The organism is Pantoea sp. (genome assembly GCF_028283705.1).
In the GTDB taxonomy this organism is placed as follows: Bacteria; Pseudomonadota; Gammaproteobacteria; order Enterobacterales; family Enterobacteriaceae; genus Pantoea.
In genome coordinates this window covers 113,222-138,681 of record NZ_JAPWKD010000034.1, presented here as the reverse complement: position 1 = coordinate 138,681, position 25,460 = coordinate 113,222, and the positions used below count along the sequence as shown (strand labels likewise).

At 51.4% G+C, this 25,460-nt stretch carries 35 protein-coding genes and 1 pseudogene; 6 read left to right on the top strand and 30 right to left on the bottom strand.

All coding sequences use genetic code 11. The annotated features are described in order from the left end of the window. Window positions 1-108 precede the first annotated feature (108 nt). From PW844_RS27450 to PW844_RS27425, 6 genes and pseudogenes are all read right to left on the bottom strand, one after another. The gene (locus PW844_RS27450) at window positions 109-699 is read right to left on the bottom strand and encodes a tail fiber assembly protein (RefSeq protein WP_299459019.1); all 591 of its coding nucleotides are present in this window, start codon (window positions 697-699) and stop codon (window positions 109-111) included. Further along, window positions 699-1,781, bottom strand: a complete 1,083-nt coding sequence (locus PW844_RS27445) for a phage tail protein (protein WP_299459018.1) — start codon at window positions 1,779-1,781, stop codon at window positions 699-701. The genes PW844_RS27450 and PW844_RS27445 overlap by 1 nt, the downstream gene beginning before the upstream one ends. Beyond that, window positions 1,778-2,392, bottom strand: coding sequence for a phage tail protein I (locus PW844_RS27440; RefSeq protein WP_299459016.1), 615 nt, complete (start codon window positions 2,390-2,392; stop codon window positions 1,778-1,780). The genes PW844_RS27445 and PW844_RS27440 overlap by 4 nt, the downstream gene beginning before the upstream one ends. Next, window positions 2,389-3,304 (bottom strand): annotated as a pseudogene (locus tag PW844_RS27435) (baseplate J/gp47 family protein). Before PW844_RS27435 ends, PW844_RS27440 begins: the two are co-directional and overlap by 4 nt. Further along, window positions 3,291-3,650, bottom strand: coding sequence for a GPW/gp25 family protein (locus tag PW844_RS27430; RefSeq protein ID WP_299459014.1), 360 nt, complete (start codon window positions 3,648-3,650; stop codon window positions 3,291-3,293). The pseudogene PW844_RS27435 and the gene PW844_RS27430 overlap by 14 nt, the downstream one beginning before the upstream one ends. Then, complete coding sequence (locus PW844_RS27425; RefSeq protein ID WP_299459012.1) at window positions 3,647-4,225, bottom strand: phage baseplate assembly protein V; 579 nt, start codon at window positions 4,223-4,225, stop codon at window positions 3,647-3,649. The genes PW844_RS27430 and PW844_RS27425 overlap by 4 nt, the downstream gene beginning before the upstream one ends. Window positions 4,226-4,361: 136 nt before the next feature. Here PW844_RS27425 and PW844_RS27420 point away from each other — a divergent pair, with 136 nt between their 5' ends. Next, window positions 4,362-5,252 (top strand): DUF2971 domain-containing protein, encoded by an 891-nt coding sequence (locus tag PW844_RS27420; protein ID WP_299459010.1) that lies wholly within the window; start codon window positions 4,362-4,364, stop codon window positions 5,250-5,252. A 69-nt stretch (window positions 5,253-5,321) separates the two neighbouring features. On the opposite strand, the gene PW844_RS27415 is transcribed toward PW844_RS27420, so the two are convergent. From PW844_RS27415 to PW844_RS27365, 11 genes are all read right to left on the bottom strand, one after another. After that, window positions 5,322-5,771 carry a phage virion morphogenesis protein gene (locus PW844_RS27415; protein WP_299459008.1) on the bottom strand — a complete coding sequence of 150 codons (450 nt, stop codon included), beginning with the start codon at window positions 5,769-5,771 and terminating at the stop codon, window positions 5,322-5,324. Then, window positions 5,764-6,195, bottom strand: a complete 432-nt coding sequence (locus PW844_RS27410) for a phage tail protein (protein WP_299459006.1) — start codon at window positions 6,193-6,195, stop codon at window positions 5,764-5,766. Before PW844_RS27410 ends, PW844_RS27415 begins: the two co-directional genes overlap by 8 nt. Further along, window positions 6,158-6,403: an Rz1-like lysis system protein LysC gene (lysC, locus tag PW844_RS27405; RefSeq protein WP_299459004.1), complete on the bottom strand. Its 246-nt coding sequence runs from the start codon at window positions 6,401-6,403 to the stop codon at window positions 6,158-6,160. The genes PW844_RS27410 and lysC overlap by 38 nt, the downstream gene beginning before the upstream one ends. Continuing rightward, complete coding sequence (gene lysB, locus PW844_RS27400; protein WP_299459002.1) at window positions 6,291-6,719, bottom strand: Rz-like lysis system protein LysB; 429 nt, start codon at window positions 6,717-6,719, stop codon at window positions 6,291-6,293. The genes lysC and lysB overlap by 113 nt, the downstream gene beginning before the upstream one ends. Further along, the gene (locus PW844_RS27395) at window positions 6,716-7,231 is read right to left on the bottom strand and encodes a lysozyme (protein WP_299459000.1); all 516 of its coding nucleotides are present in this window, start codon (window positions 7,229-7,231) and stop codon (window positions 6,716-6,718) included. Before PW844_RS27395 ends, lysB begins: the two co-directional genes overlap by 4 nt. Then, a complete protein-coding gene (locus PW844_RS27390) occupies window positions 7,212-7,424 on the bottom strand; it encodes an HP1 family phage holin (protein WP_299458998.1) in 213 nt (70 codons plus the stop codon). The genes PW844_RS27395 and PW844_RS27390 overlap by 20 nt, the downstream gene beginning before the upstream one ends. 3 nt (window positions 7,425-7,427) lie before the next feature. Further along, window positions 7,428-7,631 carry a tail protein X gene (locus PW844_RS27385; protein ID WP_299458996.1) on the bottom strand — a complete coding sequence of 68 codons (204 nt, stop codon included), beginning with the start codon at window positions 7,629-7,631 and terminating at the stop codon, window positions 7,428-7,430. Continuing rightward, a complete protein-coding gene (locus PW844_RS27380) occupies window positions 7,631-8,095 on the bottom strand; it encodes a head completion/stabilization protein (protein WP_299458994.1) in 465 nt (154 codons plus the stop codon). The genes PW844_RS27385 and PW844_RS27380 overlap by 1 nt, the downstream gene beginning before the upstream one ends. A gap of 99 nt (window positions 8,096-8,194) precedes the next feature. After that, window positions 8,195-8,845: a terminase endonuclease subunit gene (locus PW844_RS27375; RefSeq protein ID WP_299458992.1), complete on the bottom strand. Its 651-nt coding sequence runs from the start codon at window positions 8,843-8,845 to the stop codon at window positions 8,195-8,197. 3 nt (window positions 8,846-8,848) lie between these two features. Beyond that, complete coding sequence (locus tag PW844_RS27370; RefSeq protein ID WP_299458990.1) at window positions 8,849-9,913, bottom strand: phage major capsid protein, P2 family; 1,065 nt, start codon at window positions 9,911-9,913, stop codon at window positions 8,849-8,851. A gap of 16 nt (window positions 9,914-9,929) precedes the next feature. Next, window positions 9,930-10,784, bottom strand: a complete 855-nt coding sequence (locus tag PW844_RS27365; protein ID WP_299458989.1) for a GPO family capsid scaffolding protein — start codon at window positions 10,782-10,784, stop codon at window positions 9,930-9,932. Between the two features lie 143 nt (window positions 10,785-10,927). On the opposite strand from PW844_RS27365, the gene PW844_RS27360 reads away from it, so the two are divergent. Together PW844_RS27360 and PW844_RS27355 are read left to right on the top strand one after the other, a co-directional pair. Then, on the top strand, window positions 10,928-12,694 hold the full coding sequence (locus PW844_RS27360; protein ID WP_299458987.1) for a terminase ATPase subunit family protein: 1,767 nt from the start codon (window positions 10,928-10,930) through the stop codon (window positions 12,692-12,694). Then, the gene (locus PW844_RS27355) at window positions 12,695-13,735 is read left to right on the top strand and encodes a phage portal protein (RefSeq protein ID WP_299458985.1); all 1,041 of its coding nucleotides are present in this window, start codon (window positions 12,695-12,697) and stop codon (window positions 13,733-13,735) included. Between the two features lie 41 nt (window positions 13,736-13,776). Here the strand turns inward: PW844_RS27355 and PW844_RS27350 are convergent, their stop codons facing one another. The 5 genes from PW844_RS27350 to PW844_RS27330 form a co-directional block, all read right to left on the bottom strand. Then, window positions 13,777-14,976 (bottom strand): AAA family ATPase, encoded by a 1,200-nt coding sequence (locus PW844_RS27350; RefSeq protein ID WP_299458983.1) that lies wholly within the window; start codon window positions 14,974-14,976, stop codon window positions 13,777-13,779. Window positions 14,977-15,220: 244 nt separating this feature from the next. Further along, complete coding sequence (locus PW844_RS27345; protein WP_299458981.1) at window positions 15,221-16,063, bottom strand: hypothetical protein; 843 nt, start codon at window positions 16,061-16,063, stop codon at window positions 15,221-15,223. Beyond that, complete coding sequence (locus tag PW844_RS27340) at window positions 16,063-16,281, bottom strand: multidrug ABC transporter ATPase (protein ID WP_299458979.1); 219 nt, start codon at window positions 16,279-16,281, stop codon at window positions 16,063-16,065. The genes PW844_RS27345 and PW844_RS27340 overlap by 1 nt, the downstream gene beginning before the upstream one ends. 287 nt (window positions 16,282-16,568) lie before the next feature. Beyond that, complete coding sequence (locus tag PW844_RS27335) at window positions 16,569-16,802, bottom strand: DinI-like family protein (RefSeq protein WP_299458977.1); 234 nt, start codon at window positions 16,800-16,802, stop codon at window positions 16,569-16,571. 11 nt (window positions 16,803-16,813) lie between these two features. Continuing rightward, entirely contained in the window at window positions 16,814-17,002 is a 189-nt protein-coding gene (locus PW844_RS27330; protein WP_299458975.1) for a hypothetical protein, read from the bottom strand. 135 nt (window positions 17,003-17,137) lie between these two features. Here PW844_RS27330 and PW844_RS27325 point away from each other — a divergent pair, with 135 nt between their 5' ends. Next, window positions 17,138-17,374, top strand: coding sequence for a hypothetical protein (locus tag PW844_RS27325; RefSeq protein WP_299458973.1), 237 nt, complete (start codon window positions 17,138-17,140; stop codon window positions 17,372-17,374). Between the two features lie 9 nt (window positions 17,375-17,383). On the opposite strand, the gene PW844_RS27320 is transcribed toward PW844_RS27325, so the two are convergent. The 8 genes from PW844_RS27320 to PW844_RS27285 form a co-directional block, all read right to left on the bottom strand. Further along, window positions 17,384-19,777: a replication endonuclease gene (locus PW844_RS27320; protein WP_299460464.1), complete on the bottom strand. Its 2,394-nt coding sequence runs from the start codon at window positions 19,775-19,777 to the stop codon at window positions 17,384-17,386. Then, window positions 19,750-20,586: a DNA adenine methylase gene (locus tag PW844_RS27315; RefSeq protein ID WP_299458971.1), complete on the bottom strand. Its 837-nt coding sequence runs from the start codon at window positions 20,584-20,586 to the stop codon at window positions 19,750-19,752. The genes PW844_RS27320 and PW844_RS27315 overlap by 28 nt, the downstream gene beginning before the upstream one ends. Beyond that, entirely contained in the window at window positions 20,583-20,810 is a 228-nt protein-coding gene (locus PW844_RS27310; RefSeq protein WP_299458969.1) for a TraR/DksA family transcriptional regulator, read from the bottom strand. Before PW844_RS27310 ends, PW844_RS27315 begins: the two co-directional genes overlap by 4 nt. Continuing rightward, complete coding sequence (locus PW844_RS27305; RefSeq protein WP_299458967.1) at window positions 20,810-21,040, bottom strand: DUF2732 family protein; 231 nt, start codon at window positions 21,038-21,040, stop codon at window positions 20,810-20,812. Before PW844_RS27305 ends, PW844_RS27310 begins: the two co-directional genes overlap by 1 nt. 69 nt (window positions 21,041-21,109) lie before the next feature. Beyond that, window positions 21,110-21,448, bottom strand: coding sequence for a DUF5347 family protein (locus PW844_RS27300; protein WP_299458966.1), 339 nt, complete (start codon window positions 21,446-21,448; stop codon window positions 21,110-21,112). Beyond that, a complete protein-coding gene (locus PW844_RS27295; protein WP_299458964.1) occupies window positions 21,412-21,603 on the bottom strand; it encodes a phage filamentation protein Fil family protein in 192 nt (63 codons plus the stop codon). Before PW844_RS27295 ends, PW844_RS27300 begins: the two co-directional genes overlap by 37 nt. After that, window positions 21,604-22,113: a phage regulatory CII family protein gene (locus tag PW844_RS27290; protein ID WP_299458962.1), complete on the bottom strand. Its 510-nt coding sequence runs from the start codon at window positions 22,111-22,113 to the stop codon at window positions 21,604-21,606. A gap of 34 nt (window positions 22,114-22,147) precedes the next feature. After that, window positions 22,148-22,384 carry a regulator gene (locus PW844_RS27285; protein WP_299458960.1) on the bottom strand — a complete coding sequence of 79 codons (237 nt, stop codon included), beginning with the start codon at window positions 22,382-22,384 and terminating at the stop codon, window positions 22,148-22,150. Between the two features lie 88 nt (window positions 22,385-22,472). Here PW844_RS27285 and PW844_RS27280 point away from each other — a divergent pair, with 88 nt between their 5' ends. Then, on the top strand, window positions 22,473-23,093 hold the full coding sequence (locus PW844_RS27280; protein WP_299458958.1) for a phage repressor protein CI: 621 nt from the start codon (window positions 22,473-22,475) through the stop codon (window positions 23,091-23,093). Between the two features lie 5 nt (window positions 23,094-23,098). Then, complete coding sequence (locus PW844_RS27275) at window positions 23,099-24,160, top strand: tyrosine-type recombinase/integrase (RefSeq protein ID WP_299458956.1); 1,062 nt, start codon at window positions 23,099-23,101, stop codon at window positions 24,158-24,160. Window positions 24,161-25,460: the final 1,300 nt, after the last annotated feature.

Here is a 25,460-nt window from a genome sequence, read left to right as displayed (position 1 = left end):
TCCGGTTAAGGGGTTTCGCTATGGTGGAAGCTATCGGACACGGGTGCATCCGGTGGGCGTTGTAAGGGGGATGGCACAAAAGAAACAGGCCCGAAACGGGCCTGATGATTACTCCGGTTTGTCCGGCCAGCTGATATCCGGGGCACTGCCGGTATCAATGGCCTGCACTGCCTGGATGTATTTCATCCATTCGGTGAGCTTTTCTTTATCCGCATCGGTAATGATGCCGAGCATCAGCTGCGTCTGCCATGCCTGTGTAACGGCATTGGCGCTGCTGATTAGCGCGCTCTTTTGCTTATCGGCCTCTGCCACATCAGCCAGTTTCTGCGCGTCAGCATCCGTTACCCACTTTTCCCCGTCCCACTTATCGAAGCCGCTCGCAGGTTTTAACGTTGTGGTATCCGCCGGATAATCACCGGTTTCCGTTATCACCCAGGGGGAACCGTCAGCCGTTGAATAAACCGTCTCGCCACGGTGATCGCTGACTGTCTGCCAGACGTCATCACGCCAGACAGCGATACTGCCTGCCGCTACATCAGGCGGCGCGGTTGTGGTGGCGTTCGCGGGCAGGCCCAGCCCCTGCAAAAGATATTCGTCAGAGGCTCCGGTAAATCCGCCGCTGACGGCGTCATAACTGTACACGGTCAGGGTGCCGGACGTCTTCGCCAGCCCGTTTTTATCAAAGGTCACTTTCGCCATTATGCAGCCCTCACGATGTAGTTAAATGCGACGTTTCGCGGGCGGGTTTCCGCCGCATAATTCCCCACAGGGCCGTTACTCTGTGATGTCCACTGGCCGCCAATGGTGCCGTTACTGACAGCCGAATCCCCGTTAGTCTGCGAGTTATTAACATTGTCCAGTGGTGCCCACACGCTCCCGGCCAGTGCGCCCTGCGTGTACATGTAATGGGTATGCTGCTGCATCGCATGGTCCTGAAGACTCAGTAACGCGCGCCCGCTGTCCACGCCGCGCCCGTCATCCCAGCCGCGAAGAAATTCCCCGCGCAGGTCAGGCAGTTTCAGCGCGGGATACGCTTTCGCCAGTTCGGGATAAGTGGCTGCGCTGAATGACGCCCCATTGCACTTAATCCAGCCCGAAGGCGCGGTTGCTGTCGGCCACGGCAACGGAACGCCGACCGGCATTGCGCTGCCATCACCCAGGAGGCTTAAACCGAGATTGCTTAATGCATCAGCCGTTTTACCCGCCTCTTTTATTTCCTTCATGGCGTTCGCCGTCTGGAGGTACTGAGCGTGGGGATTCGCTGCTGCAACGTGTTTCGCCAGCAGGTCATCAGCATAAGCTTTAACCTCGATCACGGCGTTATCGACGTACTGCCGCGTTGCCAGTACCACGGACGGATCAATCTTCAGTGTGATGGCGTCGGTGCTGTTCACGATGATAATCATGCGCACGGTCTGCGTACGTCCGCTGCCTTCCTGCAGTGTCGGCTTGTAGGTGGGCGGCGTATTACAGACCGCAATCAGCGTACCGTCTGCATCATACAGCCCCATTTCCCTGATCCAGAATCCGCCTTCGGTTTCCGGGATTATCTGTTCGGCAACCATCTGACTGGTATTGTCTTTATCAATGGACAGCGTATTGATGGCAGCCCGCCGGACCTCATGCACCAGCGCCGTCTGCGTGGCGGTCGGTGTCGGCAACACACCGTTACCATCCCCCACGGCCATCTGTGTGATGTTCAGTTTTGTGCCCAGCGCGGCGGCGTTGGCAATCTTCGCTGCGCCCAGGTTGGTGACGATTGCGTAATAAGTCTGTGTCATGGTCCCACTTCCAGCAGATCGATAACGTGAACCGCCGCGCCGCCGTAAACCGGGCCGCTGACGGAGATAAGTTCAGGGGTGTAGGGGTAAACGGTGAGATCATCACCGTCATAGCTGGCGGCTGTGAGGCGTGTTTCACCACTGACCTGCAGATTAATGGACATACCCAGCAGATGACGGCTGCATGGCTTCGCGTCACTGATGAGCCGCTCCAGTTCGCTGTAGGTTTCCTCGGTTATGCCCTGGTCCTGCACGCCGATATCCAGGCGGAACGTGCCGGGCGTTTCGCCGGTCTGCCACCACTCAATCACCCGGATAAGAAAGCCGAACGGCTCCACCACGCGGCGCACCGCACTGATGGTGCCCTTGTGCTGATGGATGTAAAACGCATCCTGTACCACCTTACGCTTAACGCTTTCCGCCCAGCTTTCATCCCAGCGGTCCACCGAAAACGCCCAGGCGAGATAAGGCAGAAAGGCAATCGGACAGGTGGCGGGATTCCACAGGTTGCGCAGCGGCACATCCAGCCCGGAAATGCCGCTGCACGCCTGTGCCAGACGACGCTCAAGCACGGAAGAACCGGGGGGCAACAGGCTGTCGTTCAGACTCATGCCATCACCTCATCGTCCGCCACCGTGACCAGCACCGACGTGCAGTTTCCGGCCTGGGTGCGGTCCATGATGATGTCAGCCGCCGGTTCGGTGATTTCCACCCAGTCCACACCGGCCACGCGCAGCACTGCCCCGTAGGACTCACGGCGCACGCTGCGGCCCAGCTTTTTCTGGTCAGCAACATAGGCCGTCATCGCGGCATTCGCCGCCTCCAGACAGGGACCCGCGGCCACACCATCAAACAGGTGCAGCTTCGCCTCCACGCGGTAATCGAAAATTTCCGCACCCTGCACGGTCACGCGGTCCGCCACCGGGCGCACGCTTTCGGCGTTAAGCGCAGTGTCCACTACAGTCAGCAAATCATCTGCCGCTTTTCCGTCATTCTCCCGGCTAAGTACGGTGATCACCACCTCCGCCGGGGCCGGGCTGGTCGCGGATACGTCCGACACGCGCCCGTCAGCACTGCGGGCGTGAAATTCATAGGCCGCCGTCGGACCGGCAACGGACAGCCCCTCAAAGGCCGCGGGCACCCGCAGGCGCAGCGCATCGTCCGATTCCATCACCGCATCCACCGACGGCACCGCTTCGGTGTCGGCGGGTGTGACCGTGAGACGTTCAACGTTATACCTGGCGGCCATCTGGTCCAGATCGCTGCCGAGTGCATACGCCACCATCACGGCCTGCGCCGCTTCATTGATGCGCTGGCGCAGCAGGATTTCCCGATAGACGCTTTCCTGGAGGCTTTTCACCATCGGTTCAGATTCCAGCGCCAGCACGCGCTCTACCCGCCGCCTGCTCATCCGCCGGGTAGAGCGCGATCAGTGCCTCTTTGCGCTCAGTCAGCAGCGTTTCAAATTCCGGCACCTCGATCACTTCCGGTGCGGGTAACTGTGAAAGGTCAATTACTGCCACTGCTTACCCCCGTTGAAATGGACAAGGAAACCGGCGAACCGTCGGCCCGCTGGCCGGTCAGTTCGACCACCATTGAGCCGTCAAAAGCGCTGGTGATGCTCACCGAGTCCAGCCGCACGCGCGGCTCCCAGCGACACAGGGCGGTGTAAACTGCCGCCATCACCTGAAGGCGCGTTACCTCGTTTTGCGGCTGGTCAATCAGCACCGACAGCAGGGAACCGTATTCACGCCGGGCGATGCGGCTGCCTTCCGGGGTGATCAGAATGTCGCGCATAGACTGGCGGATGTGGTCGATATCAGTGATAGCTTCACCGGTCTGCCGGTTCATACCGATATACATGGTCATTGCGGCTCTCCTGACAGATCGCTGCCCTGTTTCACGCCGTCGTGTTTGTGTTTATCTGCGACAACGCCGTTGGAACTCATTTCACCGCCGCCCTGCGTCACATCACCGTTCATCACGGTATCGCTGTTAATCTGCGTCTGGTCCGCTGTCACGCCAAACTGGCCCGTTTTGAACTGAATGCCGTCTTCCGCTTCAATCAGTACGCTTTTGATGTTCTTAATCAGCAGCTGGCCGGTTTCAGGTTCGTACTGGAACCAGCCGCCATCCTGAAACACGGTGGTGGTGCCGTTCTCTGAAGTGTCAGGCGGCGGGAAGGCATCGGAATAAACAGAAGGCAGCGCAAAGGCGGTTTCCAGATTGCCACCGAGACTCAGCAGCACAACCTGCTCGCCCACGGTGGGTTTCCACCAGGTGCGGGTATTCCCGGCGCGACAGGTGAGCCAGTTAATCCAGTTGGTTTCAAGGTCGCCCGTTTTCACCCGGCAAAGCCATTTGTCCTTATTCACAGCCGAGACGGTCCCGGTGCGGATCAGGTTGGTGATGAGGCGCATGATTTCGGTGAGTTGTGTATTCATTCCTACATGCTGGCATGGCACGAAAGCATATAGGAGTTTTTAACTTTGTGTGGATTATGGTACAAAATATCTCATCATGGCACTTTTCAAAAATGCCAGTCCTATCACACAACAATTAAATTGGTAAAAATATAAAATGCTTTATAAATACCGAGACTTTAGCAAACGAACAAATGAAATAATAACAACAAAGAAAATATGGCTTGCCACCCCTTCTACTTTAAATGACCCATTAGAATGCAGACCACCTATATTTAGTGAAAAAGAAATCAATCACTATATAGAAGAAACATACACGTATCAACTTATGGGGTTCATAGACCAAATTCGTCATTGTCAAAAAAATGGAGAGCATTTTTTCGGTTTATCCGGAAAAGATTTAAGCAAGCTACTCAAAAGAATCCAAAAAAAAGATGATTTACATAGAAAATTACGAGTTGCACATGAGTTTATGATAGATGTTGGAGCTACCGGTTTTTCAGACCCTAAGGGTAAAGTCATTTCAATTCAGGATACACTAAGCAATGTTGGTATTTTTAGTTTATCTGAAGACCCCTTAAACACACTTTTATGGTCTCATTATTCAAAAAACCATACTGGGGTAGCATTAGGATTCGAAGAGGACTTTAAACTTAATGATGAAAAGTATTGCACTCGCGTTAAATATTTAGACACCCTGCCAAGGTTAAACCTTAATCAGTTTGGGCGTATGCAGTTGACAATTTATGCAGGCGATCGAAGACCAGAAAACAAAGTCACCTTTGAAGATCAATCCATTAGAAGCATTTTATCAACAAAAACTTTGGATTGGAGTTATGAAAAGGAATGGCGTTACTTTGAAAAGAAAAGCGGACTTTATGACTTTCCAGGAAAATTAAGCGAAGTTGTATTTGGAGTCAATAGTGACAAAAAAGATGTCGAAGCATTCACTAAACTTTGCGAAGATAACATTGAAAACAAGATAACATTCAAGAAATGTTTTTATGGCAAAAACTCATCTAAGATTGAGATAAAAAAAATAAACTAGAACTCCGCTTGGCTACTAATAAAAAGTAGCCAAGAAAAAACACACCTGACATAAAAAAGAAAAGCCACCCTAACATTTCATAATCCAACGGACTATTTTTTCACTTATATTCTCTTCAATTTTAACATCGAACCCTAACAGCTGCCGTTGCTTATACTTAACTCCCGGCCCATGTGCATTAATTTTTTCCCGCAGCCCATAATGATGTACCTGTGCTAGTCTCTGAGTGGAACGAATAAAATACACATCGGCACTTCTTATATCACTTTTAACTTTAAGAAACTTAACTGTTTTTATCTTGATAAACATCTTACTGCGGATTCGGCCTGGCTTGGTCCGGGCTGTAACACGCCTAGGTTCCCACGCAGTACCGTCAGGCGCGCGCTGTGCGGTGATGTTGGCCTGCTGAATGCGGCGCACGTCTCGTGCCACCTCACGCAACATCTTTGTCCTGGCCTCAGGTTCTAGTTGCCCTAGCAACGCATCCAGCCAGGCATCCACTTCATGGAGATCATCCACGTTTCACCGTCCAGAATTCCTCGGGTATTTCCGGTTCAGCTACAACCTCAATCCCCATAGTGCCGTCCACCTCGCACGCGATCACCCGCTCTGTCAGCTTCAGGTTCAGACTGAGATCACAGCGGTCATTACCGAGAATATCCACCTCAAACGTAAACAACTTTTCGCGTTCGGCATCGTTCTGCAACGCATCCGGCTGGTTATCGCGCAGCCAGAACAGAATCGGGGCCATCAGCAGATTCTGGTCCCCGCTGAAATCCGTTATCACCACGTTCAGCGTGTAGCGGTATTCCCACGAAATCGATGCTGCGGAAGTGGCGACCAGCGAACCGTTATCCACGAACAGGTGCAGCCGGTCCGGGTTATCTGCTACATACTTAACGGCTTTAGTCAGGGCGCTGCGCAAGGACTGCGGCTTGTTCATCGTCTTTTTCCTGGCAGTTCACAATGGTGTCCACCTTATCGGCACAGTTCGCCCAGGCGGCCTCGGTTTCATCCAGCAAAGCGTTCAGGTCGCCGTTACTGCGTGGGCCTGCCTGTTCCAGGCGGCACCGGGTGATTTTGGGACATCCACTCACGGTAAGACTGACCTCCTGTAAGGGCCGGCCGCTGCCGCAGCCGGATAACAGCATCAGGCAAAGAGGCACCAGCCCAGCGGCGAAATTCTTCGTTTTCACGTTTCAGTTCCTCTATGGTGCGCTGCCTGTCGCGGAGCAGCCTGTTGTTTTGTTCGGCGGCGGCATAAAGCTGCGTCTGGGCGCGGCTGTTGGTCTGCGTCAGGATGTTCAGCGCAATCAACTGGCTGTTTTTCTGCGTTAACTTTTTACCCTGCGCCTTAATGGCTGACTGTTGCGCGTCGATTTTTGTATGTGCGCTACTGAGCCGCCAGGACTGCACACCCAGCGCCACAATCACCACCAACAGGATCACTGTCAGAGTGCGCATCATCCCCGGACTCCTTTCAGGCACCATGCCAGTTCACGTTGACGCCGGTTATCCAGCCCCTGATTAAACACGCCCAGCACATACACCCAGCGGGGCAGTTGCAGACAGGCATCCCGCCATCGCCCTTTCTTCAGCAGCGCCACCATCGTGGAGCCGCACACGTTACCTGTGCCGACGTTAAACGCCAGCGACACCAGCGCGTCATAAACCTGCTGTGGCATAGTGACCGCCACGCAGCGCGCCAGTGCCGCCTCAACGCGTAACACGTTGGTAATGAAGTTCCCCGCCGCCTGCCGTTCGGTAATGCTCCTGCCCGGCACGACGCCGGATGTGTTGCCGATACCGTCGGTCCATTTGCCCGCGTCGCACTGGTACGGCTTCAGGCGGCAACCCTCGGCGTCGGCAATGAGTTTCAGCCCCTCCGGGGAGGTGTGCAGCTGCTGAAAACCCGGTAGCGTGACGGCAAGAGCCAGCACCGCGCCGACAGCACATCGCTTAACGGTTTGCAGATTCATACTCCTCCCGCGTGATGCGCCCGCGCGCCAGTAACTGATAGGTTTTGTGTTTGTAGTACCAGCTGATAAGCGCCATCAGCAGGCCGATAAACACCCCGGCCACGGTGGACACGTCCTTCAGGTCCAGGCCACCCAGCCACGCCATCACCACCGCAACGCACCAGGTGATAAAGGTGCTGATTTTTTCCCACATAGTTCAGTCCCAAAGCTGGACGGCCTGCACGGTGGCCGCCGTTGTCACGTCCGGAAGCTCCACCTCCAGCCCGTGCGGAAGGATCGGACCGTGTTCCGCCAGCCCCGGATTTGCCTGTAACACCTGTTCGGTCATGCCCTGCGTGCGCCCATAGTGACGCCAGCAGAGTGCGTCCAGCGTGTCGTACTGCTGCGCACGCACTTTCATCAGATAAGCTCTACCGTGCAGTGCGGCAGGTTCTGCACGCGGCTGATGGCCCAGCGGGCATCCCGCCACAGGTCGCCGGTGGCGTCCGCCAGCTCATCACCCCTTTTCACGGCGGCGGCGGTGGCGTCATAGTCCTGATAGCGTTCATTGAGCACGGCACGGGTCCAGCACCACACCGCATTCTGGTAGTGATGCAGGCGGGCACTTTCCCCGGCCAGCTTCTCGCCCGGCACGTCGGCAAGCTGGTTGTGACCGGCCAGCTCCTGACGCTCCCGCCACGCATACAGTTCGGCGTTCACTTCCGACATGGCGGTGAGTACCACCTGTTTCAGACGCTCCGGCGTCACGGTGCCGTCAACGCGCATGGCGCTGCGGAATTTCGCCAGATCAACGTCCGGCCAGAATGAGTTATTGGGGATAATTTCGGGCGTATCCTGCGCCTGCTCCGCCGCAACAAATTTCATTGCTGTGTTTCTCCTGAATAGGTGGGCGGTGGACGGGGTTTTGATAAGGCGCTGCCTGTCGCCACCCCGTGCCGCCCCGCGCGTGGGCACGTCCGGTTATCAGCTGGCGTTACGGATTTTCCGCTCCAGCTGCTCAATTTCTTTTTTCACGCCGCATTTCTCATCCAGTTGCAGGGCGCGGCGTAAGTGATTCAGTGCGGACACGGGCTGTGATTCGGTCAGCACGTTGCCAATGGATTTATGAAGACGGGCGCGTGACTGGTCCGGCATATCCAGCGAGCCGATCACATCCAGCGTCTGCATCAGCAGTTCAGCATCAAAGGGGGTATCCGCCAGAAGGGCGTTCTTTGCGGCGTCGGCCATTTCCTCGGCCAGCAGCGTCGGCACGTTGCGGTTAAAGCCCTGCGGCATCACCCAGCCGTGTTTAATGGCATGACGGCCAATCGCCAGCGCACCGGCGTAATCACCGGCATCAATGCGCCACAGCATCACGTACATCAGTACGTCGTCCTGTTGCGCGCCGTCGGCGGCCAGCACGCCTTCCACCCAGGCGGCGTATTTCGGCAGCACTTCCACTTTGATTTCGGCCTTTTTGACCGTGGACTGGATACCCTTGAGGCGGCGGCGGTCTTCCGTCAGCTGCAACAGCATCAGCTCATAGCCGGACGCGTGGCGGGCAGAACCGCCCATTCGGGCGGACTGCTCGGCCTGAACGCGCTGGCGGTTACGCCGTGCGGGACTCAGGCTCATGCGTTACTCTCCGGTTTCGGCGGGCGCAGCTTCGGTAAAGTCACCAAAGGTGATGTTCTCGACCAGCGCGGCACCGCGATAGTCTTCAATCACATAGGCTTCGTTGACTGACTCAAAGTTTTCGATGCGGTCACGCTTCGGATTGTCGATAACGGAACGGCGGCGGGTGTCTTCCTGCCAGTAGATGGACAGGTTATCCAGACGGGTGATCATCAGGGCATTGGCCGGGAAGAACGGCGCACGCACCGCCTGCAAGCCACCCATACGTTTCTGGCTGATGATCAGATCGGCGGCCAGCTTCTCGCTGTTGTCCTGCTCCTTGTTGACCAGCGGGAAATACTTGTCAGACAGCAGTTCACGCCCGCAGATCACCACCAGTTCATCATCGTCCTGGAACACTTCATCAATCAGCTCATTCACGGCATCCATCACCACCGCGTCCAGGTTGATGTAGGTGCCGCCTTTGCCGACCTTCACTTCGCCTGGCGTGGTAGTACCATCTTCGGCGGTGGTGCTGCCCAAGACATTTTCCGGCTTGTCTTCGCGCAGTTTCTGCAACCAGCCTTTGTTGACGTCCTGCAACAGGGTGTTTTCCAGACGGTTGGAGGTTTTCGCGCGCTTCACACCGTTAAAGCCGATCATGATGCGGTCCAGTGCCTGGCGTTTCACGATGGCGTTACGAATGCGGGTCTGGAAGTCCTGGAACTTCGCCCACATGTCCAGCTTCGCGTAGGTCAGAGCCGTATCGAAGTTGGTCTGTTCGCACTTGTATTCCACGTCCGACATCTGCGTGGGATCGGTGGGTTCGCGGTCTTTTGCGCCGGTGTCGGTGGTTCCGGCAATGGTGCCGCCCACGCCGAGGCCCAGCAGCTGACCGGACTGGTCCGGCACGCCGACCACGTTCACCTGCGTCAGGAACGCGGCGGACTGCTGAATGGTGTCCTCCAGCGTCTGCGCGACAGAAGGCTCCACGCTGAATTTGCTGGAAAGCTCCTCAACCGGTACGCCGTTGAGTTTTGCCAGCTGCGTCAGGTAGGCGTTAAATGCAAAACGGGTATTCTTTTTCATGGGGGTTGTTGCTCCTTTAGCAGTTGGTCAGGTGTCCGGCTGGCGCACTGCCACCCGGTGCGCGCTGGCGAAAATCTTTGCGGCCGTCTTCGCGTTCCAGCTTCTCTCTCATTTCGCTGAATGCTTCGCGCTGAACTTTCAGATCGGCCAGGTGTTCAGCCATTCCAGCTTCCAGTTTGCTCCGGCGCTCCACCTGTTCGCCCAGCGCCTTGTCAGTACGGGTGCTGAAGTCCTGCTGCTCGGTGGCAATCAGTTCAACCGCCTGATGCACATCTGAAAAACGCGCGTCATCGGTCTGCTGCTGCTTTTTGAACATGGCGGTAATGCGGGTAAAGAGAGCGGGCTTTTCTTCCGGCGCGTCTTCCAGTTCGATGACGGTTTCGGTGGCAGCGCTGAACAGGTTTTCCGGGTGCTGCTTACGGTTTGCCAGCGGGTTATGCTCGGCTGAAGCACTGAACTGCAGCATTTCGGTACCGAGGCTTGCCGGGTCATCGGTGACGGCCAGACCAACCAGATAAGGCGCGCCGGTGCCCGCGAACTTCAGAGCGATTTCCATTGAGGTGAAAATTTTCTGCAATTTCCCGGTCATACCGACCAGATCGTCCGTCGGCGTGATGGAAGCAAACAGGCCCAGCTTCCCGTCCAGCAGGCCGCCCGTAATTTCTTCTGTGTCGAGCGAATCCACGACACCAAAGCGGCGAAACGGGCTGTCAGGGGTATATCCCTTGATGTGCTCCATGTTGATCACGGCGGTGTAAACAGCCGGGTCATAGTTCGCCGCCATCTGCTCCAGCCATGAGCGTTCAATCGTGCGTCCGTCGGTAGTGGCACCTTCCACCCCGATACGAAAACGCTTTGCTTTCTTTGGCATTGTTCATGCTCCGTTGATGAGAAACGCTTGAGAGCCTTATGTTTGCGGCGGGAGGGGTATCGAAACAACGCGGGGACGTTGTGGGGCAGACCACACAACGAGGGGCAGCGGAAATACTGTCATCCGGGCCGTATTTTGAGGCCATGACAACGACACTCGACCCCGAAGACCTTGATCCCCGCAGACAGGCCATGCTGCTGTACTTTCAGGGATACCGTATTGCCCGCATTGCTGAAATGCTGGGAGAGAAACCCGCAACCGTTCACAGCTGGAAAAAGCGCGATAAGTGGGGCGACTACGGCCCGCTGGATCAGATGCAGCTGACCACCGCCGCACGCTATTGCCAGCTGGTCATGAAGGAGACGAAAGAAGGGAAGGACTACAAGGAAATTGACCTGCTGGCGCGCCAGTCAGAGCGGCATGCCCGCATCGGTAAATTTAACAACGGTGGAAACGAAGCGGACCTTAACCCGAAGGTGGCAAACCGAAACAGCGGACCACGTAAGCCGCCGGAAAAGAATGTTTTCAGCGACGAACAGATCGAGAAACTCCAGGAGATTTTCCACGGTTCGATGTTCGACTACCAGCGCCAGTGGTGGGATGCAGGCAATAAGCACCGCATCCGCAACGTGCTTAAATCCCGCCAGATTGGTGCCACCTACTACTTTGCCCGCGAAGCGCTGATTGACGCGCTGATCACCGGGCGCAACCAGATTTTCCTCTCAGCCAGTAAGGCGCAGGCACACGTCTTTAAGCAGTACATTATCGAGTTCGCCAAAGAGGTGGATGTGGAACTGAAAGGCGACCCGATGACACTCAGCAACGGTGCTGGCCTGTATTTCCTCGGCACCAACGCCCGCACCGCGCAGAGCTATCACGGCAACCTGTACCTGGATGAATATTTCTGGATACCGAAATTCCAGGAACTGCGCAAGGTGGCTTCAGGGATGGCGCTACATAAGAAATGGCGACAGACCTATTTTTCCACGCCGTCGAGCCTGACGCACAGCGCCTATCCGTTCTGGTCCGGTGCACTCTTTAACCGGGGGCGCACCAAAGCCGACCGCGTAGACATCGACCTGACGCACCCAAGCCTTGCGCCGGGCCGCTTCTGTGATGACGGCCAGTTTCGCCAGATTGTCACCGTGGAGGATGCAGTGCGCGGCGGATGTAACCTGTTTGACCTCGACCAGCTGCGCATGGAGTACAGCCCGCCGGAATACCAGAACCTGCTGATGTGCGAATTTGTGGACGACCTCGCCTCTGTGTTCCCGCTGCAACTGTTGCAGAAATGCATGGTGGACAGCTGGGAGGTGTGGGCCGATTTTGAAGCGCTGGCACTGCGCCCGTTCGGCTGGCGCGAGGTCTGGATCGGTTACGACCCGGCGAAAGGCACGCAGAACGGCGACAGCGCCGGATGCGTGGTCATCGCGCCGCCCTCCGTTCCGGGAGGCAAGTTCCGCATACTGGAGCGTCACCAGTGGCGCGGAATGGACTTCCGCGCGCAGGCCGAATCCATCCGCAAACTGACGCAGCAATACAACGTGACCTATATCGGCATCGACTCCACCGGCGTCGGCCTCGGCGTGTACGAGAACGTGAAGATGTTTTTCCCGGCGGTGAAAGAGTTTGTCTACAACCCGAACGTCAAAAACGCCCTGGTGCTGAAGGCGTTCGACATCATCAGCAGCGGGCGTCTGGAGTTTGACGCCGGGCACCTCGACATCGCGCAGTCATTCATGGCAATCCGCCGGACCACCACGGTCAGCGGCAACCGCCCGACCTATGAAGCCAGCCGCAGCGAAGAAGCCAGCCACGCTGATTTGGCCTGGGCAACCATGCACGCGCTGGCAAACGAACCACTGCAGGGTGAAGCCTCACATACCCGCAACATTATGGAGATTTTTTAAATGAGTAAACGCAGGAACCGCACACGCACGCAGCCCGTGCAGCAACAGCAGATGAACAGCGACGCGGCAGCAGAGGCGTTTACCTTTGGCGACCCGGTGCCGGTGCTGGACCGCCGCGAACTGCTGGACTATGTGGAATGCGTGATAACGGATCGCTGGTATGAGCCACCGGTGAGTTTTGACGGGCTGGCCCGCACGTTCCGCGCCGCTGTGCATCACAGTTCACCTATCAATGTGAAGCGCAATATTCTCACCAGTACCTTTATCCCGCACCCGCTGTTGAGCCAGCAGGCTTTCAGTCGCTTTGTGCAGGATTATCTGGTGTTCGGCAATGCTTACCTGGAGAAGCGCAGCAACCGGCTCGGCGGGGTGCTGTCGCTGGAGCCATCACTGGCGAAATTTACCCGGCGCGGCACGGATTTAGACACCTACTGGTTTGTGCAGTACGGCCTGAATACGCAGCCCTATGAGTTCACGAAAGGCAGCGTTTTCCACCTGATGGAGCCAGATCTCAATCAGGAGGTTTACGGCCTGCCTGAATATCTGTCGGCCATTCCGTCCACCCTGCTAAACGAGTCGGCAACGCTGTTTCGTCGCAAATATTACCTTAACGGTAGCCATGCCGGTTTTATCATGTACATGACTGACGCAGCGCAGAATCAGGAAGACGTGGACAATATTCGCAAGGCGATGAAAAGCGCCAAAGGACCGGGCAATTTCCGTAACCTGTTTATGTATTCGCCCAGCGGGAAGAAAGACGGGATTCAGATCATTCCGCTGTCAGAGGTAGCAGCTAAGGATGAGTTTCTGAATATCAAGAATGTGAGCCGGGACGACATGATGGCCGCGCACCGTGTACCGCCGCAGATGATGGGCATCATTCCGAACAACACCGGCGGGTTTGGTGACGTTGAAAAAGCCAGCCGCGTGTTTGTTCGCAACGAACTTTTACCTCTGCAAAAGAGATTTACAGAAATTAACAATTGGCTAGGCGAAGAAGTTATTAGATTTATACCTTATTCTCTCGAAGAACCGGAATAAAACTATAAGCTGCAGCGATGCAGCTTATAGTTAACAAAAGATTACATGTTCGCTAGTCTTATGAAACTTGGCATCCTCGGATCTGTGATTTTATAAACTCCACGACCAACTTTTTTTATAATTGCGCCTCTTTCTGGCTTAGTAAGCCTACCAGTGTAGTTACTCATATGTTGGTTATTGTAGCGTTTCCCTGTGTCATCTTCGATTTGCCTTATCCACTCTTGAACTTTGAATTCTCTATTTCTAAATTTTGAAGCTGATAATAAAATTTCCTTGTAGACATTTGTAATTGAAGAACGTGAGGCAATTTCATACTCTCTGATTAAACGCCCCTCAGCATTTTGTACTGACTTCTCAATTGACCTGTGAAACAGGATATCATCGACTTCACTCCTATCTTCCTGAAGAGCAATCTCAGCAGCTTCCTTGCATAATAGATGTGTAAAATAAGGAAAGCCATTACTGATATCGACAATGTTATCCTTGACGCCGCTTTTGAATATTATATTTAAACCTTCCTCACCTAGCTTTATTATTTCTTCGAGGTGATTATTTGCTACGGCACCCAGACGAACCTCATGGAGACACCTATTTACTGACTCATGACCGGCAGTTAGACTCTGTCCATCCTTAGAGATTCCTACCAATAATACTTTAAGTTTAGAACCCGAATCGCTTAGGTGCTTTATAAACTCGGCAACAGCTCTTTTAGTGAATTCATCAACAACATCAAATTCGTCTATAAACAGTAAGCCTTGTATCATTGACAATACGTCAGCAGCTTTTCTTGGTGTAATTTCCTCCTTTTCAATAATTATCTTTTCATCTTGACTTAAGTCAGCTGAAAAAAAATTGAGAAACTTCACACCAATCCCAGCCTTTATTGTCCTTTCTTCTTTATATTTATCAGGATGCATATTCACATAAACGGCACACTTAGCAACTAAATCTTTAAATTTAGTATCACTATCACAGCTGACAGAAAATATTTCACCTTTAATTATGTTATATTCTTTCCCACCGTTTACCGTTGCATTTGCTAGTGAGCTTTTACCGATTCCCCTATCCCCATAAATCATACAATGTCGCCCGGGAACTGTAAGATTATCGAGAATGCTTCTTACTTCAACATCTCTACCTTTAAGATGTTCAGGTGTAGTAATTGGCGTTGAAGGAGTAAAAAAGTTATTAACGGGAGAACTCTTGCTTTGCTGGGCTGCATAGTCTTGAAAAATATTCATATCAAATCCATGTGGGAATGAGAGAACAAGAAAATTCCATAATACTTGATAGGGCCATCCTATTGTCAATAGATTCGCTAACCCGTTTACTTTCCCTCGCAGCGCGCGCTCGTACCCCCGCCACGCCTGCCCGCTTTATGTAGTGGTTTTCATGCACCTGCATGACATATGAAAAAACCCGCCAGAACTGGCGGGCCGGGGATAAAACGGTCCTGAAACGATCATGCGATTTCATGCAGCATAGTCATGCACTATTCTGCCCCGCATCGTCAGTAGTCCTACGCCTTCCGGCTGATGGCTTTCTACCACCCAGCTTACGACTGTCTTTTCTATCACGCGCTTCATCTTCTTTAAATTTGTTGTACGTTTCAGTGTCGAAGAACGAGATGGTTTCAACTTCATCTTTTGGAATCAACACGCGAAAGTCCTGGATATTAAGACGCGACATTCCACCAATGACGCCGCTTTCAAGATAGTGCTGATGATAGTTGGTCGTGATATTTATAGTAAGATCATCTTTATCACGATAACCGCTCAACATGGGGAGAATTTCCAGATGCTCCGATAATCCATTTTCCAGAGCAGGGCACGTTACCAGACCAACATAGATTTTGCGTGATGAAAGCGTCGCTATGATGGGAAATTGTCGCGCGGAAGCTTCCATAAGTAGTGACTCAAAAGCGTTATTACCCACTACCTTAGCCAGTGCATCCCAACGGCGATCCCCCTTCGATGTTCGACGTTTGTTCAACCAACCGAACAGAGCCGACAAAACGATTGAAATCACAACCCATGCAATCTGTTTGATTTCATTGATACGCTGAGATTTATCAGTTGTTGTTGATAACATCCCATTAAAGCTGTTTGGAGTTAGATTCAGTGCATTGGAGAGCCAGCGAAACCCACCGCTGATGTTAAGAGCGAAGGTAAGAAAACCGCCAGCAAGGAAAAATACGATTCCCCATGCTGCCACAAAAAAATAAGCGTCCCAGCCATTGGAACGCTTATATCTGTAACGTGTTGAAAGTGATAGGTTTACAAATATAAACCCGCTAACCAAAATTACTGCTAAAAGTAATGTTGCCATTATCGGGTTCTATAAAAATGTTTTGTTTTAACTGTACTCGTTTTGATGCCTTCAAGCTTATCCATCTGATCTCTGATGGCCTTTAAAGCTTCTTCGTTGGACAAATCTACAGACACAAAACCATCTTTACTCAGATTGAGCTTGTCCTGGTTCTCTTTAAGAACCCGTGCCAAACGTTCAACTGGATTACCCAGCCTCAATGCAGCAATACTTGACATAACTCCCTCCTTTTATATGGCGCGAAAGTGTACACTTCGTCACCAGCAACCACAACAGCAGATCCCTTATAAATGAAGACAACAGTTTTAACTGTGGGTTGCGTTACTTAACTTAAGTTCATTGTCCCAGGTCGCGCAAGATGTTTCTGTTCTAACGCACTACATTTAGCATATATAGTGCCTCTTACGGGAAGTAGGCACTAACCGAGACAATCTCTAACGCCTCGCTACGTTCGTTGTTCAACCCTGCCGACGCCAAAAACTGGTTTTTGACGCCAGCACGGTTATCAATGCTGCCAGCTATCGTACTGCCAGACGGCCTGGAGAATATCCATCACGTCCTTTTTTTCTTCGTCCAGTTTAAGGCCGCTCAGTTCAACGCCGTTAGCGCTGCCCTTCCTGATACGAATGCTGGTTTTGGGGTATATAGGTAACAGGTTCTTGTAAAGTTCGCACTCAAGAGCGGCAAGCGTTCCCTGGCTGATCTTCTGCTCTTTATCGATCATTATCTCAACGCGCATTGGCTATCCCCTTAGTCGGATACTTGCATCAATCGTGAATAATCATGAGTCCGAACCTTGCGCAATAATTCATCAGTCAGTTCGGATACCCACTGGATAGCAAGGCGCTTTTCCTCTTCGGTACAATCACTGCCAGCAACAAGTTTTAGAAAGAAATCAATACGCTGAAGTTTCATTGATTCCAAAAAATAATCCTGCATAGTCCCTCCGCATAAAAACAACTGGTTATACATACAGTATATTATCAATTTTGAAATGTGAAATGATTTTTTACCGTATGATGCGATTTGCCTTACAAAAATCAGAGAGTAAAAATCTATGAGGGTTAATGAGTTATGAGAAAAGCATGTATCGATCTGATTGGGGCCACTAACGCCGCCTGTTTGATGGCGGGAGACTTAGGTACAGGCAGATGCCTATTTATGGTGGTAGTTGCTAAGGATATGTTTAAACAGGCTCCTGCTGAAAAATGGGCAGAGGCTCTAGACCTGTGCCAGCAAAAGGCTATTGAATTGAAATATGAAGTTACCCGCATTCGTGGCGGTGATTTGGCCGGACTTTCCCGCGCTTAACCAGCACCTTTAAGTCCACTGTCGCCATTTGTCATCTTCCTGAAGGCGCTCGTTACGGTAAAAAATTCGCAAGCCTGCGCCTGAATTCAGACTCCCGCCACCGATAAGCAGTTCAATCTCATCATGATCCCCCTTAAAGCCTCTTGCTTTCAGTTCCGCTACCAGCTGTATTCTCAGGTAGTCGTCAATTTGCTGTTTGTAGCTCTGTCGGTTACGTGGTTTTACCATTCTCATCCTGGTAAGAAGTATCCGACGCTCTTTCTTACTCATGTTTTCAAGATCGGATGCTGAAAGCAGGGTTGTTTCAGGCTGGCTGGACAGCTCCCTGCTGAAAGAAACATCACCTGATTCGTGTGATTTTTCATCAAGGGGACAGTTATTGCCACGAGTCCAAGGGTCGCAAGCGCCCTGGTCGGCTGTCGCCTCCTGAACGTCAACGGCCTTACGGACCATTTTCCATTTGGTTGCATGCGTGCAAATCCGGCCCGCAACTAACGGGGACCAGATGCCATAAATGCGGGTGCCATGATCACCGTAAGCGCTCGGCTCGTCGTTGAGTTCGTAGGCGGTTCTGACAATGTGGTGTTTGCGGGGAACCAGTACGCCGCCCTGTTTCATGATGTAGGTGGCAAAGCAGCCCACATCAGCAGCGGCCAGAACTGCATCCAGTTGCGGATTATCCAGTACCGGCGCACCCGCTTTTTTGTTGTTTTGCATTCTCAGCGCCTGACCGGCCAGCAAACGCAACTCGCGGTAAGCCTGGCGGCCCGGAATACCAAAGAAGCGGAATTGCTGAACACGATGTAGTGAGGCCCATGCGCCGACGTTTTCAGCGTTGTCACGCAGGGACTTGCCCGTCTCTGCGCTGATTTCGTCAGACAACCCACGGCCATCGATGTTTTTGCTCACGTACTTAGCGATGTAGCTGGTTGGCGTGCCTTTGCGTGGGTTAATCAGTTCCGACTTAAAACGCGGCCCGGTATTATTTCCCAGCTCCTCGCGGTCTTCCCGGATGGCAAATTTACGTAACAGTGCTGTGATCGAGCGGCGCTCTTTTTTGCGCATAAAGCAGAGCAGGTGCCAGTGTACTGTGCCGTCGTGATGAGGTTCGGCAACGCGGACGCCATACCAGCGTAGCCCGGCTTTGTGCATGGCTTTGCGGAAGGCGGCAAACGTATCAACCAGATAATCACTGCTTTCGCGCACGGTGGCGCTGTTCCATTTCGGATTTGGCCTGCCGTTATTGAGGGTTGCATGGAAGCGAGACGGGCAGGTGATTGTGTAGAACACCGCGCAGTCTCCACGCATTTCGGCGATCAGCTCCAGCCCTTTTACACAGGCCATCATTTCATTACGGCGGTGTGCCGGGTTGCTGTTGCTGGCGTTAACCACGTCTTCCATATCCAGCGTGTCGCCATCATTATTAACCAGCTCATGAGAGCGGAAAAACTCCAGCGATTTGCGGCGCTGCTCGCGCTTATGGATCACCGCCTCAAAGCTGACGTAAGGCGACGCTTTTTTGTTGACCAGGCAAACAGCACGCAGCTGTTCCTCACGCCACTCGCATCGCATCTGCCACAGCTTGCGATACCACCAGTCCGCGCAAAGCATACGGGCCAGTGATGGCGGGATCAGGTCATAGGGGACGGGTTTACGACGGCGCTTTTTACGGCGCAGCTGTTCGAATGCAGGCGGGATGACATCAAGCCGCATTGCTTCAGCGGCCACTATTTCCCATGCCTGGCGGATTTGTTCCGGCTTCACTTCATCAATTACAAACAGGTGATCGCTCGCCCTGTCGAGGCACATGCTCATGTGTGCAGCGACCAGCGTTGACAGCCTCTTAACCTGGTTTTGATTCATTTCAGGTAAAACAAGCAGGCCATCCAGCCCATTATGACTCGCCATAAACCGGAAAGAAGCAGACACCTGGCTGTCACGCACACATGCCAGCCTTTCGAGGCAGGGGCGGATCGTTTCTCGCAGGTAACGTGAATAGGCTTTTGGCCTGCCGAGATTGTGGAAGAATTTGATTCTTTCCATCAGCGGCTTACTGATGTGGGCAGGCTGTGCGCTCACATCACCCACGATAACCAGATCAGGATTAAAGCGCTGCTGTTCGCGGGCCATTTTGGCCCGGCTAATCAGCCGGTCCTGCTCCATTTCACGCTGGACTGGATCGCGGGATTCATTGAAGAAAAAACGCTCCCAGGCCTCATCACTCAGCGCCTCACGGCGCAACTGCTCCTGTTGGTTATCCGCAGCATAAAGAGTGATCAGGTTTGCAAGCGCAGAAACCGGCGCAACTTCCGCCGGGTCCAGTTTAGGGTTAATCGCTTTTTTCGGGGCATTCCACGGGTAAGCGTATTCCTGAATCACTCGCTTACCCCGGAGTAATCCCAGCCAATCACTACGTTGCTTACCTCAGGTTTGCGTACAGCGATAATTTCCGTGGCGCGCTTTCCTTTTCCAGCAGCAACGCCAACCGAACGGGCTACGCTGATTTTTGTGATGTCGAAAGTGCGGAAAATGCTGCGCGTGAAAAGGGTATCGCTGTTAGATACAACCACGGGGTTACTCTCAGACACTCCCAGCAGGTAACAGGCCAGTGAGTGCTGATCGTCTTCGGTAAAACCTCCGGTGTGATAATTGGTGAATGTGCCGTGATACGGCGGATCGCAATAAACGACATCACCAGATTTCACCATATCCAGCGTTTTGCGGTAATCCGCACAAATGAATGTTGCCCGCCTCGCTTTTTCGGCAAACGTTTCTATTTCAGCCAGGGGAAAATATGGCTCATCATAATGGCCGTAAGGGATGTTGAATTCACCCCGGCGATTATAGCGACAGACCCCCCTATATCCGTGACGATTCAAATAGAGGAAATAGGCAGCACGCTCCAGCAGTGGCATTGAAGCGTTACTGTTGAATTTTTCACGTAGCTGGTAATAATTTTCCGCTGTCTTGTTTTGAGTGAAAAGAGAAAACGCCACCACGATAAATGGGCTGGTGTACTCTTTTATCTGGTTATAAAGATTAATCAAATCGTGGTTGATATCGGCTATCAGATATTCCCGGTAATCAGTACTCATCATTACTGCGCAGGAACCCGCAAACGGTTCAACCAGGCGATTACCTGCTGGCAGGTGCGCCAGTAGCTCAGGCATTACACGGGACTTATTACCCGCCCATTTAAGAATGGTGCTCATAACGCCACCCCTTTGTAATGCGTGGTTTTCAGCTCGCTGATTTCTTTGCAGGTCACGCAAAGTTCCACGCCTGGTAATACACGGCGACGTGTTTCGGGAATTTCTTCACCACATGAAAGGCAGAAAAACTCACTCGCCCCTGACGGGCGGTGAGTTGCATTTGCCAGGTTGCGTGCCAGTTCTTCCTGAACACGCTGCTGCACTAAATCCATTGAATCAGCCATTAGTGCACGGCCTCCTGTGCTTCGTTCTGATAACGCTCTGCCTCCTGGCGAATAAGCTCGGCTGCTTCCACGCTGTTCAGGCCGTTTTGCTGGATACGCATTGCAATATCAGTCAAGCGGCGAGCTACCAGCAGGCCGCGCTCGGCTCGTTCCTCAGCACGAGCCGATGTGATGATTGTTGAAAGCTGTTCAACATCCGCGTCAAATTTTCTTATTTCAATATTCCGCATATTTCTTTCTCCAGAATTTGGGCAAAAAAATGCCCGACGGGTTTACGCCATTTAATTTCGTTGGGTTAATTAATTAGGAAGTGTCAATCTCTTAGGAAATAAACTCACGACTGCACGAAAGTGATTCATTGCACTAATCAGCGCTGTAACTTCGTCACTCGTCAGCTCACTGTATTCAACGTTGTGACGCTCTTTGCTGATATTTGCCAGAAAGAATATTGCGCTCAATGCGCGACTGTTTTTTTCATACTGCGAATCACGTTTATTGCGCATAACGTTTATGAAGCGCTTTAGTTCATGACTGCAATCACCATTCATCATGGTGCGAAGTACAGAAATATGATTGAGAGCATTAGCACGCTGACCGGCATTCATCTGAACAGTGATACTTTCAGCTTTGTAAGCCATGATTTTTTCCTCTTACCGGTTAATCCTGCCAGCAGCTCAACCTGAGAATTAGCCGGGTGCCAGCGCTTGCCGTTTTCCCCTGTAATCCAGCCGTGACCGTAGGCGTGAGAAGGGTTTTGCCGCTTTAGTAGCGGGGCCACAGAGAACGCCATCATTTACCCAATCCCTATTGATGCTCCGATACCGCTTATCACATCGGCAGTGCCTGCCAGCGCAGGGTTTGAATGAACCCGCGCCTGAACTGCAAGAGCAGCCAGAGTAAGACAGCGAATCCCAGCGTGAACGTTCTCGACCAGACCACGACGACTGGCAGGTGTTAATTTCTCCTGGCTAACGACACCGGCAGCAAGCTGGCCGACCTCTGCCGTAGCTTTCAACACATAAGCTGGCAGGTTTTCCTGCGCCATTTCATTAACCGGAACGCAAGGCAGGCACTGCAATTGGGCCAACGCGCCGTCAACCAACGTTGAATCCTCGGTTAAGTCAGTGAGGATCAGCATTTCTCGGACGGTTAACTGATGCACCTGTTCCGGGTTTAACTTGTTGCTTATGGTCTGCGGATTCAGACCTGCTTTTTTAGCCAGTTGAATGATGTTGTGTTTAAGCGCAAACGCCCTACACGCGTCATCAAAATGGCTATGTGTGGAGACACTAAAATCAAACATGATTATCCCCTTTCGTTATCCCAATATGGATTTATCAGGCCTGCATTGTGATGTGGTAATCGGATGCAGCTTCGACGATGAGGGCAAGCATGTTTATCTCAACAAGTTCGTTAACGCCGCCTTTCTTTCTGATTGGTAACCTGTTTTCTTTACACATCTGGCGAGCAGTACGCTTACAGATTCCAGTGCGACGGCAGTACTCATCCAGTGAAATGAAAGGCTCAGAAATCACAAAGTTGAGATTTGGTCGCATTGAAAATTCATTCTTCATAATGCAAGATTCCTTTTGGGTGGAAATATGTCTCTAAATGTCACTATCTGCCACATCACAAAACGGAATATAGGATCACAAAACGCCAATGTCAAACGATAAGATCACAAAACGCCATGATTCGAGTTCGATTCGTGAATCCGTGGAGAGCCATAAAGGCGGCAAGGATGTCATTTTTCGCATAGTCGAGGCTTATGGATTCAGCAGCAGGCAGGCTTTATGTAACCATCTTGGCGTTTCACAAAGCACACTCGCTAACCGTTCAGCACGCGACACATTTCCAGCAGATTGGGTAATCATTTGCCATGTAGAAACAGGGGCTTCATTGTTTTGGCTCACTACCGGTCAAGGTCACGCATTTGAAACAGCAACAGAATCCCATTCCATGTGCATTGCCCATAAAAAAATCACAAATGGGATGTTAAATGATGTGGACGACTTCGTGATTGATAAAACTGCACTACCAGAAGGCTTACAAAGTCCGCTGATGGTAAGTACTGAAAGAAGTATCTACTTAACAGATAGATACGATGGTGAGATTCTTGATGGTATGTGGTTAATTGAGATAGACGGCTTAGTTAGTATTCGTGAGTTAATTCGTTTTCCCGGCGGCCGGGTTCGTGTTGAAAACGGCAAAACATACTTCGAATGTCAGGTTGAAGACATTAAAGTGTTGGGAAAAGTTGTTTCCAGAACGGAATTTTTATAAAGGCTATGGCTGTTAGTAAATTATCCAATGGTAAATGGCAGGCGCAGATTTTCCCTAACGGGCGCGATGGCAAACGCATACGACGCCAATTCGCTACCAAAGGTGAAGCGCTGGCCTATGAAAAGCACACCAAAGATCAGGCGCAAGATAAACCCTGGCTTGGTGAGAAGGCTGATAAACGAACCGTTTTCGACCTTGTAAAGACCTGGTATAACGCACACGGTACAACATTAGCCGACGGACAAAAGCGCAAAGACGCAATGGAGTTTGCCTGTAAGGCTATGGGTAATCCGCTCGCCACTGAGTTTAATGCGCGTATTTTCTCAGCTTACCGCGAGCAACGCCTGGCAGGAAAAATCACCCGTTCATCTCGTGTGAAGAAAGTAACGCCGAGAACCGTCAATCTTGAGCTTGCCTATTTCAGAGCAGTGTTTAATGAGTTGCGTCGATTGGACGAATGGCAGGCACCTAACCCATTAGATAACGTCAGAGAATACAAAATAGCAGAATCAGAAATGGCGTATCTAACGGATGAGGAAATACGAGCATTATTGAAGGAGTGCGAAGCAAGCACATCTAAGGACTTACTGTCAGTCGTTAAACTATGCCTTGCTACCGGGGCAAGATGGGGAGAAGCGGAAACCCTTAAAGGAAACCAAATCAGAGCAGGCAAAGTAATTTTCACTAAAACAAAAGGGAAGAAAAATAGAGCAATCCCTATTAGTGATGCATTGCTTGAAGTACTGCCTACCAGTAGAAAAGCAAAACCATTATTTACATCATGTTATTCGGCATTCCGCTCTGCTTTGAAACGCGCCGATATTGAAACACCTGCCGGGCAATTGACCCATGTTTTACGCCATACTTTTGCATCACACTTTATGATGAATGGAGGCAATATTTTAGTGCTTCAGCGTATCCTGGGGCACACAGACATTAAGGTGACAATGCGCTATTCTCACTTCGCACCAGATCACCTTTTTGAAGCGGTAAATCTCAATCCTCTTGAACGCTTATCAGGGGAAAAAATTGGCAGCAAAGTGGCAGCAGAGGATGTCACTACTTGATAACATATGTCACTATCTGCCACATGCAATATGATAAAAATCAGTAAGTTACTGTTTTATTTAAAATCATTTTCGGACTCATAATCGCTTGGTCGCTGGTTCAAACCCAGCAGGGGCCACCAAATTTAGACATGAAAATCATGCACTTAAACCGCTCTCTGAGGCGGTTTTTTATTGGTCACTTTCAGAGTGGCGATGAAATGGCGATGGGTTTTCACCGCCACATCTTCCAGCCTGACGATCGATAACAGGCAACCTCTGATTTATAAGGATTCTAAATGAAGCGTTTAAATCTAGTTTTGCTCAGTGCAGTCCAGCCTTAGTAGTTTCCTCTTCACCTGCAGCCAGTCTAACTTTCAGTGAATTAGTAAATCTCGATATAACGCCTGAATCAGTATTAGCAATAAAGTAAATGCTATCACCACTGTCCAGAATTGCCGGAACATGGAGAAGCATTGAGAATAATGCCGTCTTTTAACAGGGCATCATCATCTTCCATAAACAGCAGTAAATGAGCGCTATTTGCATGTTACGAATATAATCCACCTTCTTCGGAGATCTAACGTTCTGCCTTACTGCCGGATACTTAGTGAAGTTCTTCGGATACGTGCACCTCCCAAATCTTAACAATTTTCGTTCAACAAAGCTGGTATTACACTCCACGACTGGTTCAAACAAAAAGCTGGATGCGCTCATAGCCGAAACCGTTAAACGGATTAAAGCCAATAATATTGGTCCTTTTAACGGAAAAAAAGAGAACAAAGAGACATCAGGATAGGTACACAGCCAACGCTTTCTGGAGGCACAGCAAAAGTGGAAAGCCTACCGGGACCAGTTTTGTCTCTCGGTTGCTACTGAACTGGATGAGGATTCATATGATTATCAGTCATACATTGACCAGTGCACAATAAATCTAAATAATAATCATGCCAGTGAAATTAAGCATATAACTTATTATAATTATGTCCTTGCCAATATTCACATAGTGATAATTTTCCGATTTCATAATTTATATCAAAAATTCTAAAATTCCGAGTTTTGTTCTTTCCAGTACAATCGCATCAGACTGACACACCTGCCTGCAAACCAATCATCAAATTTATGATCCACCTCACATTCTTAATAACTGTACCAAGGTATAGTAAAATCATTGATTTCCTTGGTGTTGGCCTGATTTGGCATCCCCTCGTCCGAGGGGATTTTTTTAATTTCACACATCCTGAAAAGCAGATGCTTCAACCATATTCGCCCCTCTCTGCATATTTTTACCCAATTCAATTACCAATTCCGGCGTAAACCA